Annotated in this window: 9 protein-coding genes; 8 read left to right on the top strand and 1 reads right to left on the bottom strand. The window is 70.5% G+C overall.

Annotation, left to right across the window (positions count from 1 at the left end; genetic code table 11):
* Positions 1-21 precede the first annotated feature (21 nt).
* On the top strand, positions 22-1,929 hold the full coding sequence (locus ACLJQE_RS10995; protein WP_410639041.1) for an RICIN domain-containing protein: 1,908 nt from the start codon (positions 22-24) through the stop codon (positions 1,927-1,929).
* Positions 1,930-1,941: 12 nt separating this feature from the next.
* Here the strand turns inward: ACLJQE_RS10995 and ACLJQE_RS10990 are convergent, their stop codons facing one another.
* Entirely contained in the window at positions 1,942-2,973 is a 1,032-nt protein-coding gene (locus tag ACLJQE_RS10990) for a LacI family DNA-binding transcriptional regulator (protein ID WP_410639040.1), read from the bottom strand.
* A gap of 178 nt (positions 2,974-3,151) precedes the next feature.
* Here ACLJQE_RS10990 and ACLJQE_RS10985 point away from each other — a divergent pair, with 178 nt between their 5' ends.
* The 7 genes from ACLJQE_RS10985 to ACLJQE_RS10955 all read left to right on the top strand — a co-directional run bounded on the left by ACLJQE_RS10985 (position 3,152) and on the right by ACLJQE_RS10955 (position 14,358).
* Positions 3,152-4,459 (top strand): ABC transporter substrate-binding protein, encoded by a 1,308-nt coding sequence (locus ACLJQE_RS10985; protein ID WP_410639039.1) that lies wholly within the window; start codon positions 3,152-3,154, stop codon positions 4,457-4,459.
* Between the two features lie 2 nt (positions 4,460-4,461).
* Positions 4,462-5,388, top strand: coding sequence for a carbohydrate ABC transporter permease (locus ACLJQE_RS10980; protein ID WP_410639038.1), 927 nt, complete (start codon positions 4,462-4,464; stop codon positions 5,386-5,388).
* Complete coding sequence (locus tag ACLJQE_RS10975) at positions 5,385-6,188, top strand: carbohydrate ABC transporter permease (protein ID WP_410639037.1); 804 nt, start codon at positions 5,385-5,387, stop codon at positions 6,186-6,188. Before ACLJQE_RS10980 ends, ACLJQE_RS10975 begins: the two co-directional genes overlap by 4 nt.
* Positions 6,189-6,237: 49 nt before the next feature.
* Positions 6,238-8,118 (top strand): glycoside hydrolase family 127 protein, encoded by a 1,881-nt coding sequence (locus ACLJQE_RS10970; RefSeq protein WP_410639036.1) that lies wholly within the window; start codon positions 6,238-6,240, stop codon positions 8,116-8,118.
* Between the two features lie 120 nt (positions 8,119-8,238).
* Entirely contained in the window at positions 8,239-9,315 is a 1,077-nt protein-coding gene (locus ACLJQE_RS10965; RefSeq protein WP_410639035.1) for an RICIN domain-containing protein, read from the top strand.
* Positions 9,316-9,353: 38 nt separating this feature from the next.
* Positions 9,354-12,035 (top strand): RICIN domain-containing protein, encoded by a 2,682-nt coding sequence (locus ACLJQE_RS10960; protein ID WP_410639034.1) that lies wholly within the window; start codon positions 9,354-9,356, stop codon positions 12,033-12,035.
* A gap of 97 nt (positions 12,036-12,132) precedes the next feature.
* Entirely contained in the window at positions 12,133-14,358 is a 2,226-nt protein-coding gene (locus ACLJQE_RS10955; RefSeq protein ID WP_410639033.1) for a beta-L-arabinofuranosidase domain-containing protein, read from the top strand.
* Positions 14,359-14,425: the final 67 nt, after the last annotated feature.

Raw genomic sequence — 14,425 nt, 5'->3', positions numbered from 1 at the left:
CGACGAAGTCGGAGCGATGCCATGAAGCTGCGTCACGGATTGTCCGCGCTCCTGCTCATCGCCGGAGTGCTTCCCGGGTTCGGAGCCGCCGCGGCGAGCACGACCGCCGCCGAGGCGGCCGTTGCCCCGCCGGCGATGGGCTGGGCGTCGTGGAACACCTTTGCGGCCAAGATCGACTACAACACGATCAAGGCGCAGGCCGACGCGCTCGTTTCGTCCGGGTTGAAGGACGCCGGGTACAGCCACGTCAACATCGACGAAGGCTGGTGGCAGGGAACGCGCGACAGCGCCGGGAACATCACCGTGGACACCGCCGAATGGCCGGGCGGGATGAAGGCGATCGCGGACTACCTGCACAGCAAGGGGTTGAAGGCCGGGATCTACACCGACGCCGGGCGCGACGGCTGTGGCTACTACTACCCGACCGGGCGGCCCGCGGCGCCCGGGAGCGGCAGCGAAGGCCACTACCTCCAGGACATGCTCCAGTTCCAGCGCTGGGGCTTCGACTTCGTCAAGGTCGACTGGTGCGGTGGCGACGCCGAGGGCCTCGACCCGCAGAGCACCTACCGGGCCATCAGCGACGCCAACAAGGCCGCGACCGCGCAGACCGGACGCACCCTGACGCTCTCGATCTGCAACTGGGGCAAGAAGAACCCCTGGAACTGGGGCGCCGGGATGGCTTCGATGTGGCGGACCAGCACGGACATCATCTACTACGGCCAGACGGCGACCCTCGGCCAGGTGCTGGCCAACTTCGACCAGGCGCAGCACCCGGTGTCGCAGCACACCGGCTACGTCAACGACCCGGACATGCTGACCGTGGGCATGCCGGGCCTGACCGACGCGCAGGCACGCACGGAGATGAGCCTGTGGGCCGTTTCGGGGGCGCCGCTGCTGGCGGGCAACAACCTCGCGACGATGAGCGCGGCCACGAAGTCGATCCTGGCGAACCGGGAAGTCATCGCCGTCGACCAGGACCCGCGCGGCCTGCAGGGCGTCAAGGTCGCCGAGGACGCCGCCGGGCTCCAGGTCTACGCCAAGGTCCTCAGTGGCGCCGGGAAACGCGCGGTGGTGCTGCTCAACCGGACCTCCTCGGCGGCGGCGATGTCCGTGCGGTGGGCCGATCTCGGCCTGTCCCCGGCCTCGGCCACCGTGCGCAACGTCTGGGCCGCAACGGATGCCGGTGCCTTCGCCACCGGCTACAGCGTCACCGTCCCGGCCGGCGGCTCCGTGTTGCTGACCGTCCAGGGCACCGACGCCGCCGCGGCGAGCTACCCGGCCGACGGCTCCCGGTTCACCGGCGTCACCGCCGCCGCGACCGGCCTCGCGGTCGCCACGTTCTCCTACAGCGCGACCGGCACGCAGACGGCCACCCTCGCCGTGAACGGCCAGCAGCCGACCGTCCTCGCCTTCCCGGCGACCGGGGGAACGCCGAAGACCGTCTCCGCCGTCGTGTCGCTGGGCAAGGGGAACACCAACACGTTGACGTTCTCCGGCACCCCGCCGCAGCTGTCCGGCGTCTCGATCCTGCCGCTGCCCGGCAGCAACGGCGTCCAGGTGGCCGGTGTCCCGTCCGGCCGGTGCGTCGACGTCGACGACAACGGCATCGCCAACGGCATCCAGGCGCAGCTGTGGGACTGCGCGGCCGGCCCGAACCAGACCTGGGTGCCGGTGCGCGGGCAGCTCGTCGTCAACGGCACCAAGTGCCTCGACGCCTACAACAGCGGGACGGCGAACGGCACCGCCGTGGTCGTCTGGGACTGCAACGGCCAGCGCAACCAGCAGTGGACGCTCAACGCGAACGGGACCATCACGAACGCGGTGTCCGGGCTGTGCCTGGACGCGAACGGCGCGGCGACCGCGAACGGCACGAAGATCATCCTGTGGGCCTGCAGCGGCGGCGCCAACCAGCAGTGGGCGCGCCGCTGACCCGGTACCGGCTCAGGCGGTCGACTCCCGGATGACCAGCCGGCACGGCCGGGTGTGCCGTCCGGGGGAGGGCTCGCCGTTGATCGCCGCCAGCAGGCGGTCGGCGGCGGTCCGCCCGAGCGCCTCCAGTTCCATGTCGACGCTCGTCAGCGGCGGCTGGCAGCCGAGCGCCATCACGTCCCAGTTGTCGAAGCCCACCAAGGCGACGTCGGCGGGCACGCGGCGGCCGGCCGCCTGCAGTGCGTCGGCCGCACCGCGGGCGATCTGGTCGCTGCCGCAGAAGACGGCGTCGAACGGCGTGTCCGCGCCCAGCAGCATCCGCGCCGCCTGCCGGCCCCACGTCTCGCTCCACTCGCCGAACATCGGGGTGCCGGCCAGGTCGAGCCCGGCCTCGGCGAGCCGCCCGGCGGCGGCCGCCGCGCGCACGGTCGCCGAGTGGTGCCGCTCGGGGCCGGTGATGTGGGCGACGCGGCGCCGTCCGGTGGCCAGCAGGTGCTCGACGGCCTTGCGCGCGCCCCCGGCTTCGTCCGGCACGACGGAACAGTCGTGCGGATCGGTCGAGCTGATGAAGGCGTACACGACCGGGATCGGCAGGCCCGCCCCGATCGGCGGGCGGGCCTGGGTCCGGCGGCCGGTGACGATGATGCCGTCGACCCGGCGGGACAGCAGCGTGCGCAGGTAGTACTGCTCGCGGATCGGGTCGTCGCGGGCGTCGCAGAGGAAGACCGACATCTCCCCGGCCCCCAGCGCGTCCTCGGCGCCCATCAGCAGCGGGATGCTGAACCGGCCGATGGTGTCGGTGGTGATCATGCCGACGGTGTAGGTGCGCCCGGAGTTGAGCGTCACGGCCGCGCGGTTGGGCTGGAACCCCAGCTGCTCGGCCGCGGCCAGCACCCGCTGCCGGGTCTCCGCGCGGAGCGACCCGCGGCCGTTGAGGGCCTTCGACGCGGTGCCGACCGAAACGCCGGCCAGCAGCGCGACCTCGCTGATCGTGGCCGGCTTCGCAACGGCGCCGGGAGTTTCCGAAAGTTTCCGCGGAGGCATGGTGGCACAGTACCTCCGCGGTCGGCCGCGACCCAAGGTAACTCGCGTCCACTACGGCAAACGGCCCCTTGACGGGCTGGTCGAACGGTCCTAGCTTGAGTCGGAAACCGGTTTCTGAAAGTTTCCCGGTTGCTTTCTTCGACACCGCAGGCGGCGGCCTCCCGATAGGAGAGAGTCGATGACTTCGCACCTCCGAACCAGGGCACGGTGGGGGCGTGCCGCAGCCGCCGTCGCCGGCGTACTCGTCCTCGCGGCCTGCCAGAGCGGCCCGTCCGGGGCGGCCGCGGGGGACACCACGAGCGTGGACGACGGCACCACGATCACCATGTGGACCCGCTCGCCGACGGCGACGTTCAGCCAGACGCTGGTCGACGCCTACAACGCGAGCCACCGGAACAAGGTGAAGCTGACGGTCTTCCCGGCCGACTCCTACCAGCAGAAGGTCGGCACCGCGGCGGGGGCCAAGCAGCTGCCGGACCTCTTGGCGGCCGACGTCGTCTACGCGCCCAACTACGCGGCCAAGGGCCTGTTCCTCGACCTCTCCGCCCGCGTGGCGCAGCTGCCGTTCGCGGGCAGCCTCGCCGCGGCGCACATGAAGGCGGCCACCGCCGGGGGCAAGCACTACGCCGTGCCGCACGACATCGACCTGTCCGCGGTGTTCTACAACAAGGTCCTGTTCGGCCGGGCCGGTCTCAACCCGGAGAAGCCACCGTCCACCTTGGACGAAATCGCCGCCGCCGCGCGCAAGATCGCCGCGCTCGGCGGGGACACCAAGGGCTACTTCTTCGGCGGTGCCTGCCCGGGCTGCCAGCTGTTCACCAGCTGGCCGATGATCTGGGCCTCCGGTGGCACGGTGCTGAACGAGCAGGGCACCGCGGCCACGCTCGACAGCCCGCAGGCGGCGCAGGTCTACTCCTGGCTCCGGCAGCTCTACGCCGACGGCGTCGTGCCGGCGTCGGCGAAGAACGAGTCCGGGCCCACCTGGACGCAGTCCTTCCTCGACGGCAAGATCGGCATCCAGCCGATGGGTGCGACCGCGTTGCAGGGCATGAAGGAGGGGCCGGACCTGCAGGTCGGCGTCGCCCCGATCCCGGGCCTGACCGGCGGCAGCTCGTCGTTCGTCGGCGGGGACGTCATCGGCATCGGCAGCAACAGCACGCACGCCGCGGCCGCGTGGGACTTCATCGCCTGGACGCTGTCCGACCAGGCCCAGGTCGACGTCGTCGCGAAGAGCAAGAACATCACCGTCCGGTCCGATCTCGCGGACAACACCCACGCCAAGCAGGATCCGCGGCTCGGGGTGTTCAACCGGCTCGCGAGCCAGGGCCAGACGCCGATCTCGGTCAACTTCGGCAAGACCTTCAACGACACCAACGGGCCCTGGACGGCGACGGTGATCGACGCGGTCTTCGGCGGCGGTGACGCCGGATCGATCCTCAAGCAGCACAACCAGGCCGTCACCGAGTCTCTCGCCGGTGGCAGCTGATCATGGTGTCGCTGCTTCCCCCGCGGGTGTCGGCGCCGGAGGCCCCGGCGCCGGCACCCCGCCGCCGCGGCTCGATCGCCCGCGGCCGCCGCCGGCTGGGGATCGCCTACGCCGCTCCGATGGCCGTGCTGGTCGCCGTCTTCTTCGTCATCCCGCTCGGGCTGATGCTGTGGATGTCGGTCAGCCACTGGCCGCTGGTCGGCGCGTCCCACCCCAACGGCGTCGAGAACTACGACGCCCTCGGCGATCCGCTCTTCCTGCGCGCCGTGTGGTTCACGCTCAAGTACACGCTGGTCACGACCGTCGTGCTCAGCCTCGTCGCCTTCGGGCTCGCGCTGCTGGTGCAGCACGAGCGGCGGGGGACCGGCTTCGCCCGCACCGTCTATTTCCTGCCCAGCGCGGTCGGGCTCGCGTCGACGAGCCTGCTGTTCTACGGCCTGTTCAACACCGACTCCTCGGCGCTGAACCACCTCGTGGACTTCCTCGGGCTGGGCCGGGTCGACTGGCTCGGCTCCGGCGGGAACGCACTCGGCTCGACGGTCGGGATGATCACCTGGCGGTTCGCCGGGTTCTACATGCTCATCCTGATGACCGGCCTGCAGGGCATCGACCCGGCGCTGTACGAGGCCGCGCGGATCGACGGCGCGAACCGGTGGCAGATCCTGTGGCGGGTGACGCTGCCGCTGCTGCGGCCCACGCTGGCACTGGCGATGGTGCTGTCGCTGACCGGCTCGCTGCTGGCGTTCGACCAGTTCTTCATCCTCACCGGCGGCCGCCACGACACCGCCACGGTCGTCATCGACATCTACCGCGAGGCGTTCCTGTCCCAGGACCTCGGGCGCGCGGCCGCGGTTTCGGTGGCCACGCTCGCCGTGCTGATCGTCCTCAACTTCGCCCAGCTGCGCCTGATCCGCCGGGAGGGGAAGTGAACCGCCTCCGGGCCGCGGGCGCGGGCGTCACCGGCGCCGCGCTGGCCGTGCTGTTCCTGCTGCCGCTGCTGTGGACGCTGTACTCGTCGCTGACCGGGCGGCAGGCCGGGGATTCCGGCACGGACAACTACCGGCGGCTCGCCGACTACGGCAGCGGACTCGGCACCTACCTGCTCAACACGACCGTGGTGGCGCTGGTCGCGGTGAGCGTCACGGTGGTGGCGACGACGCTCGGCGGGTACGCGATGGCCCGGCTCGCCTTCCCCGGGCGCACCCTGCTGTTCCTGCTCACCCTGGCCATCCTGATGGTGCCCTACACCACGATCCTGGTGCCGCTCTACATCCTGCTCGGCTGGCTCGGCCTGCAGAACTCGCTGCTCGGCCTCGGCCTGGTGATGGCCGTGCTGCAGCTGCCGTTCGGCCTGTTCATGATGCGCAACTCCTTCGAAGCACTGCCGGTGGAGCTCGAGGAGGCGGCGCTGATCGACGGCTGCTCGATCGGCGGCGCGCTGCGGCGGGTGCTGCTGCGCGGGGCGCTCCCCGGTGTCGTCACCGTGGCGCTGTTCTCGTTCCTGGCGGCCTGGAACGAGTTCGTCGCCCCGCTGATCTTCCTCACCGACGGTGAGAAGTTCACCCTGCCGGTCGCGCTGTTCAACCTCCAGTCCGGCAGCCTCGGCTCGGTCGATTTCGGGGCCCTGCAAGCGGGAGTGGTGGTCTCCGCCCTGCCGTGCGTGGCGGTCTTCCTCGTCCTGCAGCGGTACTACGTCCGCGGTTTCACCTCGGGAGCCCTCAAGGGCTGAGACCCCCCAAGAGCCGAGACCCCCCCAAAGCCGAGACAGGAGCACCTCGATGACCGAACGCATCCTCGGGCCCGTCCACCCCACGGCGGCCGCGAAGTCGGCGCTGCGGCCGCTGTTCCTCGGCGCGGTCGCCTTCGCGCCGGACAGCCTCCTGGGCGGCTGGCAGACGCGCAACGCGACCCGGACCCTGCCGCACTGCGTCGAGCAGCTCGACGCGGCGGGCGCGCTGGACAACCTCCGCCGCGTCACCGGCGAGGTCGACGGCGAGCACCGCAACATGTGGTTCGCCGACTCCGACGTCTACAAGACCCTCGAAGCCGCCGCCTGGCAGCTCGGCCGTGACCCGGACGACGCCGAGCTGCGCGCCTTCCTCGATTCCACCGCGGCGCTGGTGGCCAAGGCCCAGGAGGAGGACGGCTACCTGAACTCCTACTTCGGCGTCGACAAGCCGGACCTGAAGTGGCGGGAGCTGCACTGGAGCCACGAGCTGTACTGCGCCGGACACCTGATCCAGGCCGCCGTCGCCGCGGCACGGGCCGGGGTCGGGGCCCAGCTCGTCACGGTCGCCCGGCGGTTCGCGGACCTGATCGTCGAGCGGTTCGGCGCGGAAGACGACGTCGACGGGCACCCGGAGATCGAGACCGCGCTGGTGGAGCTGTACCGGGTGACCGGGCACCGGCCGTACCTCGACCAGGCGCTGCGCTTCCTCGACCTGCGGGGACGCGGTCTGCTCAACGGCGAGCGGTTCGGCTCGCGCTACCTGCAGGACCACGTCGGAGTCCGGGAGGCCGACGAGGTGGCCGGGCACGTCGTGCGCCAGCTCTACCTGCTGGCCGGCGTCGTGGACGTCGCCGTCGAAATCCGCGACGACGTGCTGCTGGAAGCCGCCCGCCGCCTCTGGGCCGACGCGTTCGGCGCCAAGACCTACCTCACCGGCGCCCAGGGCTCCCGCCACCGCGACGAAGCCTTCGGCGACCCGTACGAACTGCCGCCCGACCGGGCGTACGGCGAGACCTGCGCCGCGATCGCGAGCTTCCAGTGGAACTGGCGGCTGCTGCTGGCCACCGGCGAGGGCCGGTACGCCGACGAGATGGAACGCGCGCTGTACAACGCCATCGCCGGGTCGACCGCCCTCGACGGCACGCACTTCTTCTACGCCAACCCGCTGCACCTGCGGACCGGCCACGACGGCTCGCACGAAGACGCGCCGTCGCAGCGCCTGCCGTGGTACTCGTGCGCCTGCTGCCCACCCAACCTCGCCCGGCTGGTCGCGTCGCTGTCGGGCTACGTGGCGACCACCGACTCCGGCGGGCTGCAGGTGCACCTGTACGCCGCCGGGACGATCCGGACCACTGTGGACGGTGTGGACGTCCGCGTCGAAACCCGCACCCGGTACCCGTGGGACGGCCGGGTGGAGCTGACCGTGACCACGGCGGCCCCGCTCATGCTGTCCCTGCGCGTCCCCGGCTGGGCCGAGGGCGCCCTGATCGACGGCGTGCCCGCCGAAGCCCGTGACGGCTACGCGGAAGTGCGGCGCGACTGGACGGGGGGCACCACGGTGACGCTCGAGCTGCCGATGCCCGCCCGCGTCGTCCGGCCGCACCCGCGGATCGACGCCGTGCGCGGCTGCGTCGCCGTGACGCGCGGGCCACTCGTGTACTGCCTGGAGCAGGCCGATCTGCCGGACGGCGTCGTCCTCGAGGACGTGCGGATCGACCCGGCGGTACCGCTTTCCGGTGGGCCGCTGCCGGACGTGCCGGTGGCCCTCACCGCCCGCGGCCGCATCGAGACTCCGGCGTCGGACGAGCTGTACGGCGCCGGAGCCGGTGTGCCCGGTGCACCGGTCGAGCTGACCGCCGTTCCGTATTTCCTGTGGGGCAACCGGAAGCCCGGCCCGATGCGGGTCTGGATCCCGGTCGCCGTCGAGTAGTCCCGTCCCACCCCGGTCGGCATTCGGGAGCGCACCCAGCCGCCACCTGTTAACGCTAACAAAACCGAAGATTGCGAGGACCCGATGACGCGTCCTTTGGTATTCCGGCAGAACCGTGGCGTGCTGAGGCTGGCTGCCGCCGTGGTGCTGTGCCTGGTGGCCGGTCTGCTCTCCGTGGGCACCGCGCGGGCCGCGACCGCCTTCACCAGTACGGTGGTCGACCAGGGCACCGGAAACTGCGCGACCGTGCCCAACGGGAACAGCGCGGCGCAGCTGACCCAGACCGCCTGCACCTCCGGCGCCGGGCAGTCGTTCCGGTTCACCCCGGTGTCCGGTGACGTTTACACGGTCGGCACGTTCACCGCGGGCAGCTGCGTGGACGTCTACGGTGCGTCCACCGCGGACAACGCCGCGGTGATCCAGTACGCCTGTCACTCCGGGACGAACCAGCAGTTCCGCCTGCAGGCCACGGGAAGCGCTTTCACGCTGGTCGCGGTGGCTTCCGGCAAGTGCGTCACGCCGGTGGGCAACGCGCTCGTCCAGCTGCCGTGTTCGAGCGCGATCGCCTGGCGGCTGCCCGGCTACCAGTCCGGCGGCGATCCGCAGGTCCCGCCGGAGAAGACCGTGCGGGTGTGGCTGCTGCGGCCGTCCGACGTGCCGTACGACCAGCGCTACCCGGACGGCATCGCGAACGTGGTGCGGGAAGCCCAGCGGTACTACCGGCAGGAGCTGGGCAAGACGTTCCGGCTCACCGAACCCGTCGTCCAGGTCGTCACCGGCGAGCACGTGAAGAGCTGGTACGAGAACACGCCCAACGGCAGTGACCGCTACTGGTGGGCCGTGTTCAACATGCAGCAGGAGCTGCTGCGCCGGTTCGACGTCAAGGTCGGGGACCGCCGGTGGATCAACGTCGGCGAGGTCATCGCCGAAGGCCAGGGCGCGGGCGGCGGCGGAGGCAACGGCTGGGTGATCCTCTGCCAGCACGACGCCGACGGCGCGGCCGGGATCAACGGCCCGATGAACCGCTGGTACGGCGGCATGGTGCACGAACTGGGCCACGCCTTCGGCCTGCCGGACTCCACCTCGACCGACGGGACGCCGATGTCGGCGTCGTTCTACGACTACCCGAACACGCACTTCAGCCAGAGCCAGAAGACCGCGATCCTCAACGGCCCGTACGGCTCGTTCCTCTTCTGAGCCCCTGAGCCCCTGAGCCCCCTGAATCGGAGCACCCGATGAGACGACCTGTCCTGCTCGCCGCCGTCCTCCTGGCGGCCGGCTTCGCAGTCGTGGTTCCGGCGACCGCCGCGACCACCTTCACCAGCACGATGGTCAACCAGGCGAGTGGCCAGTGCGCCACCGTCCCCAACGGCACCAGCGCCGTCCAGCTGACCCAGACCGCCTGCACCTCCGGTGCCGGCCAGTCGTACACGTTCACCCCGGCGTCCGGCGACGCCTACACCATCGGCACGTTCACCGCGGGCAGCTGCGTGGACATCTACGGCGCGTCCACCGCGGACAGCGCCGCGGTGATCCAGTACGCCTGCCACGGGGAGCCCAACCAGCAGTTCCGGCTGCAGCCGGCCGGGACGAACACGTTCACCGTCGTCGCCGTCGGTTCCGGCAAGTGCCTCACCCCGGCGAACAACGCGCTCGTCCAGCTGCCGTGTTCGAGCGCGAGCGCCTGGCGCGTGCCGGGCTACCCCTCCGGCCCGTCCGACTCCTACCAGGGCATCCCGAACCTGGCGCCGAACGCGTGCAAGAACTCCGGGCTGCCGCGGTCGTACGGCACGAACTTCCAGACGCCGAACGACCCCTACGGCCAGGGCTTCCAGAACACCACGGCGATCGGCTGGGACGGCAACTACTGGCCGGTCTTCAGCTACCTGTCGGGCTCGTTCTTCGCCCGCGGCGTGAACACGACGTACAACGGCCTGTGCGGCGGGATGTACTCGTTCAGCGCCTACACCTACGGCGGCAACCCGGGTGCCCAGTCGGTTCAGTGGACCGAGGACAACGGTTACCTGCCGGCGATGACGACGTCCCGCACCTCCGGGAACGTCGGGATCACCATCAAGAACTTCGCGGACAAGGTGACCATCAACGGCTCCGCGGTCATGCTCGTCTACACGCGGGTGTCGATCAAGAACAACGGGTCGTCCCCGGTGACGGTCCCGCCGGGTGGTTCCGGCCCGGGCCTCGTCCGGCTGACCGCGTCCACATTGGACACCGTCGCGGCCGGGCAGACCAGCAACCACGACTTCGTGGTGGCCGTGGACAACTTCGGCAGCGGTGTCGCGCTGCCGACCGGTTCGGCGTTGTCCTCGAACGCGCCGAACTACGACACCGCCTACGGCCAGATGACGTCGTACTGGAACTCGCGGCTGGCCGAGACGAACACCTTCAGCCTGCCGAACACGACCCTGCCCAACACCGGTGGCCTGGCGAACCCGGGCACCGCGATGACGAACGCCTACAAGGCGGGCACCATCTACAACCTGATCATGCAGGTGGGCAAGGCGCAGTTCTCCGGCGCCAACAACTACAACTGGATCCTCAACCACGACGTCCCCGGCGAGCTGACCGCCAAGTTCCAGACCGGCGACTTCCGGGACGCGCGCAACCTGCTGCTGACCGCGCGGATCTCCCAGCAGGACAACTGGGACGAGGTCGGCGCCAACTGGTACTGGGACGGCGTCTGGAAGACGATGGGCTCCTGGGCGACGTACCTGGCGAAGACGAACGACACCGCGTTCGTCAGCGAGTACTTCAACGACACCGGTGCGTGGGGACCCAGCCTCCGCACCATCGCCCGGGTGAAGTACCCCGCCCAGCTGGCCTCGGACGGCACCCTGCGGGCCAACTTCGACAACGACTCCACCGGACGCTGGCTGTTCAGCAACTTCTCGGCGTTGCAGATGCTGGCGTCGTACAAGTACATCGCGACGAAGATCGGCCAGCCCGCCGAAGCGACGTGGGCGAACACCGCCTACAACACGCTGCTGACCGCGCTGAACACCGTGGTGGGCCGCAACCAGTCCGCGAACGGCTTCAACTACCTGCCCTGTGAGGTGGACAAGCCCAACAGCGCCAACCGCTGCAACACCTTCAACGACGCCAACTGGGCCTCCCCGGGGTGGGTGGGGCAGAACCAGTGGTCGACCATGCTGTCCGGCGGCACGCTGACCGGCATCATGGGCGACCCCGGCCAGATCGACCGGATGTACCAGTGGGGCTTCAACCGGCTGTCGGCCAACGGCTACCCGTTCCCGACGTTCGGGGCGTTCAGCGGGTACTCGACGGCGTACAACACGTCGTACTCCTCCGACGGGCTCTACTCGAACAACTACCGCGACCTGCCGATCACCAGCTACGCCTGGCAGCTCAAGATGACCACCGGCGGCCCGAACGCCTGGTGGGAGGCCAACGGCAGCGGGCCGAGCCCGGCCAACCCCTGGATCGGCAACCACGCCGGCCCGCAGTTCGGCGCGTGCCCGTACGCGTGGCCGATCGCCGGGCAGCAGCAGGGCCTGCTGGAGTCGCTGGTCGCGGAGGGCCTCGCGGCGAGTGGCTCCGGGCCGTACACGTTCACCCGGCCGCTCTACCTCGGCCGCGGTGTCCCGAACGCCTGGCTCACCCCCGGCCAGACGATCTCGGTGGGCAACCTGACCAACACCTACGACGTGGCTTCGGGCAGCCGGTCCACCTACGGGGTCTCCCTCGCGGTGAGCGGCTCGAGCGGCGCACGCGTCGTCACGGTGTCGTTGTCGGGCAGCCTGCCCGGCGGTGCGGTCGCCATCCAGCTGCCGGTGTTCCTGACCACCGGCGTCACCTCGGTCAGCGGCGGCAGCTACGACGCGGCCACGCACACGGTCACCGCGAGCGCGAACACGGTGATCATCACCCTCGCGAGCTGAGTCCGCCGCAGCCGTCGTGAGTGGGTAAGGCGGGTTCCCACCCGCCTTACCCGCTCACGACCGGCCGCGCGCCTCGGCACTCAAGGAAAGGCTCCCGATGATGCGCGAACCCACCTTCGACCGACGCCTGCTGCTCAGAGCCGTGGGCGCCCTCTCCGCGAGCGCCGCGCTGGCCCCGGCGTTCGCCGGCACCGCCGCCGCGGCCGCCGTCCGTCCGGACATCGGTGTCTCGGTGTTCCCGTTCCCGCTGAGTGCGGTGCGGCTGCAGGCCGGCCCGTTCCTCGACAACATGAACCGGCAGCTGGCCTACTTCCGGTTCGTCGACGCCGACCGCCTGCTGCACACCTTCCGGACCAACGCCGGGCTGGCGAGCTCGGCCCGGCCCTGTGGCGGCTGGGAAAGCCCGAGCACCGAACTGCGCGGCCATTCGACCGGCCACCTGCTGTCCGGGCTGGCGCAGGCGTACGCCAACACCGGCGACACCACGTACAAGACCAAGGGCGACTACCTGGTCAACGCACTGGCGGCGTGTCAGGCGGCCGCCCCGGGCCGCGGCTTCCACGCCGGCTACCTCTCGGCGTTCCCGGAAAACTTCTTCGACCGGCTGGAGAGCGGCCAGCAGGTCTGGGCGCCCTACTACACGCTGCACAAGATCATGGCGGGGCTGCTCGACCAGTACCTCCTCGCCGGCAACCAGCAGGCCCTCGACGTCCTGCTGCGCAAGGCAGCCTGGACGAAGGCCCGCACCGACCCGCTGTCGACGGCGCAGATGCAGCAGGCGCTGCGCACGGAGTTCGGCGGGATGCCGGAGGTGCTGGCGAACCTGTACCAGGTGACGGGCGACGCGAACCACCTCGCCACGGCCCAGCGGTTCGACCACGCCCAGATCCTCGACCCGCTGGCCGCGAACTCCGACCGCCTGGCCGGGTTCCACGCCAACACCCAGATCCCCAAGATCCTCGGCGCGATCCGCGAATACCACGCCACCGGGACGACCCGCTACCGCGACATCGCGGTGAACTTCTGGCGGATCGTCCTGGACCACCATTCGTACGTGATCGGCGGCAACTCCAACGGCGAGTACTTCCAGGCCCCCGACGCGATCGCGAGCCAGCTTTCGGACACCACGTGCGAAGTGTGCAACACCTACAACATGCTCAAGCTGGCCCGGCAGCTGTTCTTCACCAGTCCGGTGCCCGAGTACCTGGACTACTACGAGCTGGCGCTGTTCAACCAGATCCTCGGCGAGCAGGACCCGGACTCCGGCCACGGGTTCGTCACCTACTACACGCCGTTGCGCGCCGGCGGGATCAAGACCTACGCCAACGACTACGACGACTTCAGCTGCGACCACGGCACCGGCATGGAGTCGCAGACGAAGTTCGCCGACAGCATCTACTTCTTCAACGGCGAGACGTTGTACGTCAACCTGTTCATCGCGTCGGTGCTGACCTGGCCGGGCCGCGGCATCACCGTGCGGCAGGACACGACGTTCCCCGCGTCGTCCGGGACGAAGCTGACGATCGGCGGCTCGGGACACGTCGCGCTGAAGATCCGGATCCCCCGCTGGACGTCCGGGGCGGTGGTGAAGGTCAACGGCGTCGCCCAGGGCAGTCCGTCCCCGGGGTCCTACTTCACGATCGACCGGACGTGGGCGTCCGGGGATGTCGTCGACGTCTCGCTCCCGGCGTCGCTGACCTTCCCGCGGGCCAACGACGACGCGGGCGTCGGCGCGGTGAAGTACGGCGCCATCGTGCTGGCGGGCCAGTACGGCTCGACGAACCTGAGCGCGCTGCCGACGCTGCAGACGGGGACGGTGAAGCAGGACCCCGCGAACCCGTTGCGCTTCACCGGGACGGCGAGCACGGGCGCGGTCACCCTGCTGCCGTTGTACGCCACGCACCACCAGCGGTACACGGTGTACTGGCGGCTGACCGGCACGCCACCCACGGGGACGTCGTACGAGGCCGAGGCGGGGACCCTGGCCGGGCAGGCCGCGGTGCGGAGTTCGTCCGGTGCTTCGGGCGGGGCCTTGGTCGGGTACGTGGGTGGTGGTTCGGCGAACCACCTGCAGTTCAACGGTGTCAACGCGGCCGCGGGCGCGCGTCCGGTGACGATTTTCTACGCCTCGAGCGAGGCGCGGTCGTTGACGGTCAGTGTCAACGGTGGTGCCGCGGTTTCGGTCGCCACGCCGAGTACGGGTGGCTGGGACACGGTCGGGTCGGTGCAGGTGACGCTGACGCTGGCGGCGGGGGCGAACACGATCCGGCTCGGCAACCCGTCGGGGTGGGCGCCGGACATCGACCGGATCGTCGTCGGCTGAACGCGGTGCGGGTTCGCCGGAGGGGACCGGGAGCCGGGTGCCCAGTGCGGCCGGGGTGCCGAAGTTC

Source organism: Amycolatopsis sp. lyj-346, from assembly GCF_046548975.1.
GTDB lineage: Bacteria > Actinomycetota > Actinomycetes > Mycobacteriales > Pseudonocardiaceae > Amycolatopsis.
The sequence above is the reverse complement of the archived record's forward strand: the minus strand, read 5'-3'. Positions and strand labels throughout refer to the sequence as shown.

Bases quoted from the DNA above. Each gene is read 5' to 3' on its own strand.
- ACLJQE_RS10980 (WP_410639038.1), top strand. From the start codon at position 4,462: ATGGTGTCGCTGCTTCCCCCGCGGGTGTCGGCGCCGGAGGCCCCGGCG.
- ACLJQE_RS10955 (WP_410639033.1), top strand. From the start codon at position 12,133: ATGATGCGCGAACCCACCTTCGACCGACGCCTGCTGCTCAGAGCCGTG.
- ACLJQE_RS10985 (WP_410639039.1), top strand. From the start codon at position 3,152: ATGACTTCGCACCTCCGAACCAGGGCACGGTGGGGGCGTGCCGCAGCC.
- ACLJQE_RS10995 (WP_410639041.1), top strand. From the start codon at position 22: ATGAAGCTGCGTCACGGATTGTCCGCGCTCCTGCTCATCGCCGGAGTG.
- ACLJQE_RS10990 (WP_410639040.1), bottom strand. From the start codon at position 2,973: ATGCCTCCGCGGAAACTTTCGGAAACTCCCGGCGCCGTTGCGAAGCCG.
- ACLJQE_RS10960 (WP_410639034.1), top strand. From the start codon at position 9,354: ATGAGACGACCTGTCCTGCTCGCCGCCGTCCTCCTGGCGGCCGGCTTC.
- ACLJQE_RS10970 (WP_410639036.1), top strand. From the start codon at position 6,238: ATGACCGAACGCATCCTCGGGCCCGTCCACCCCACGGCGGCCGCGAAG.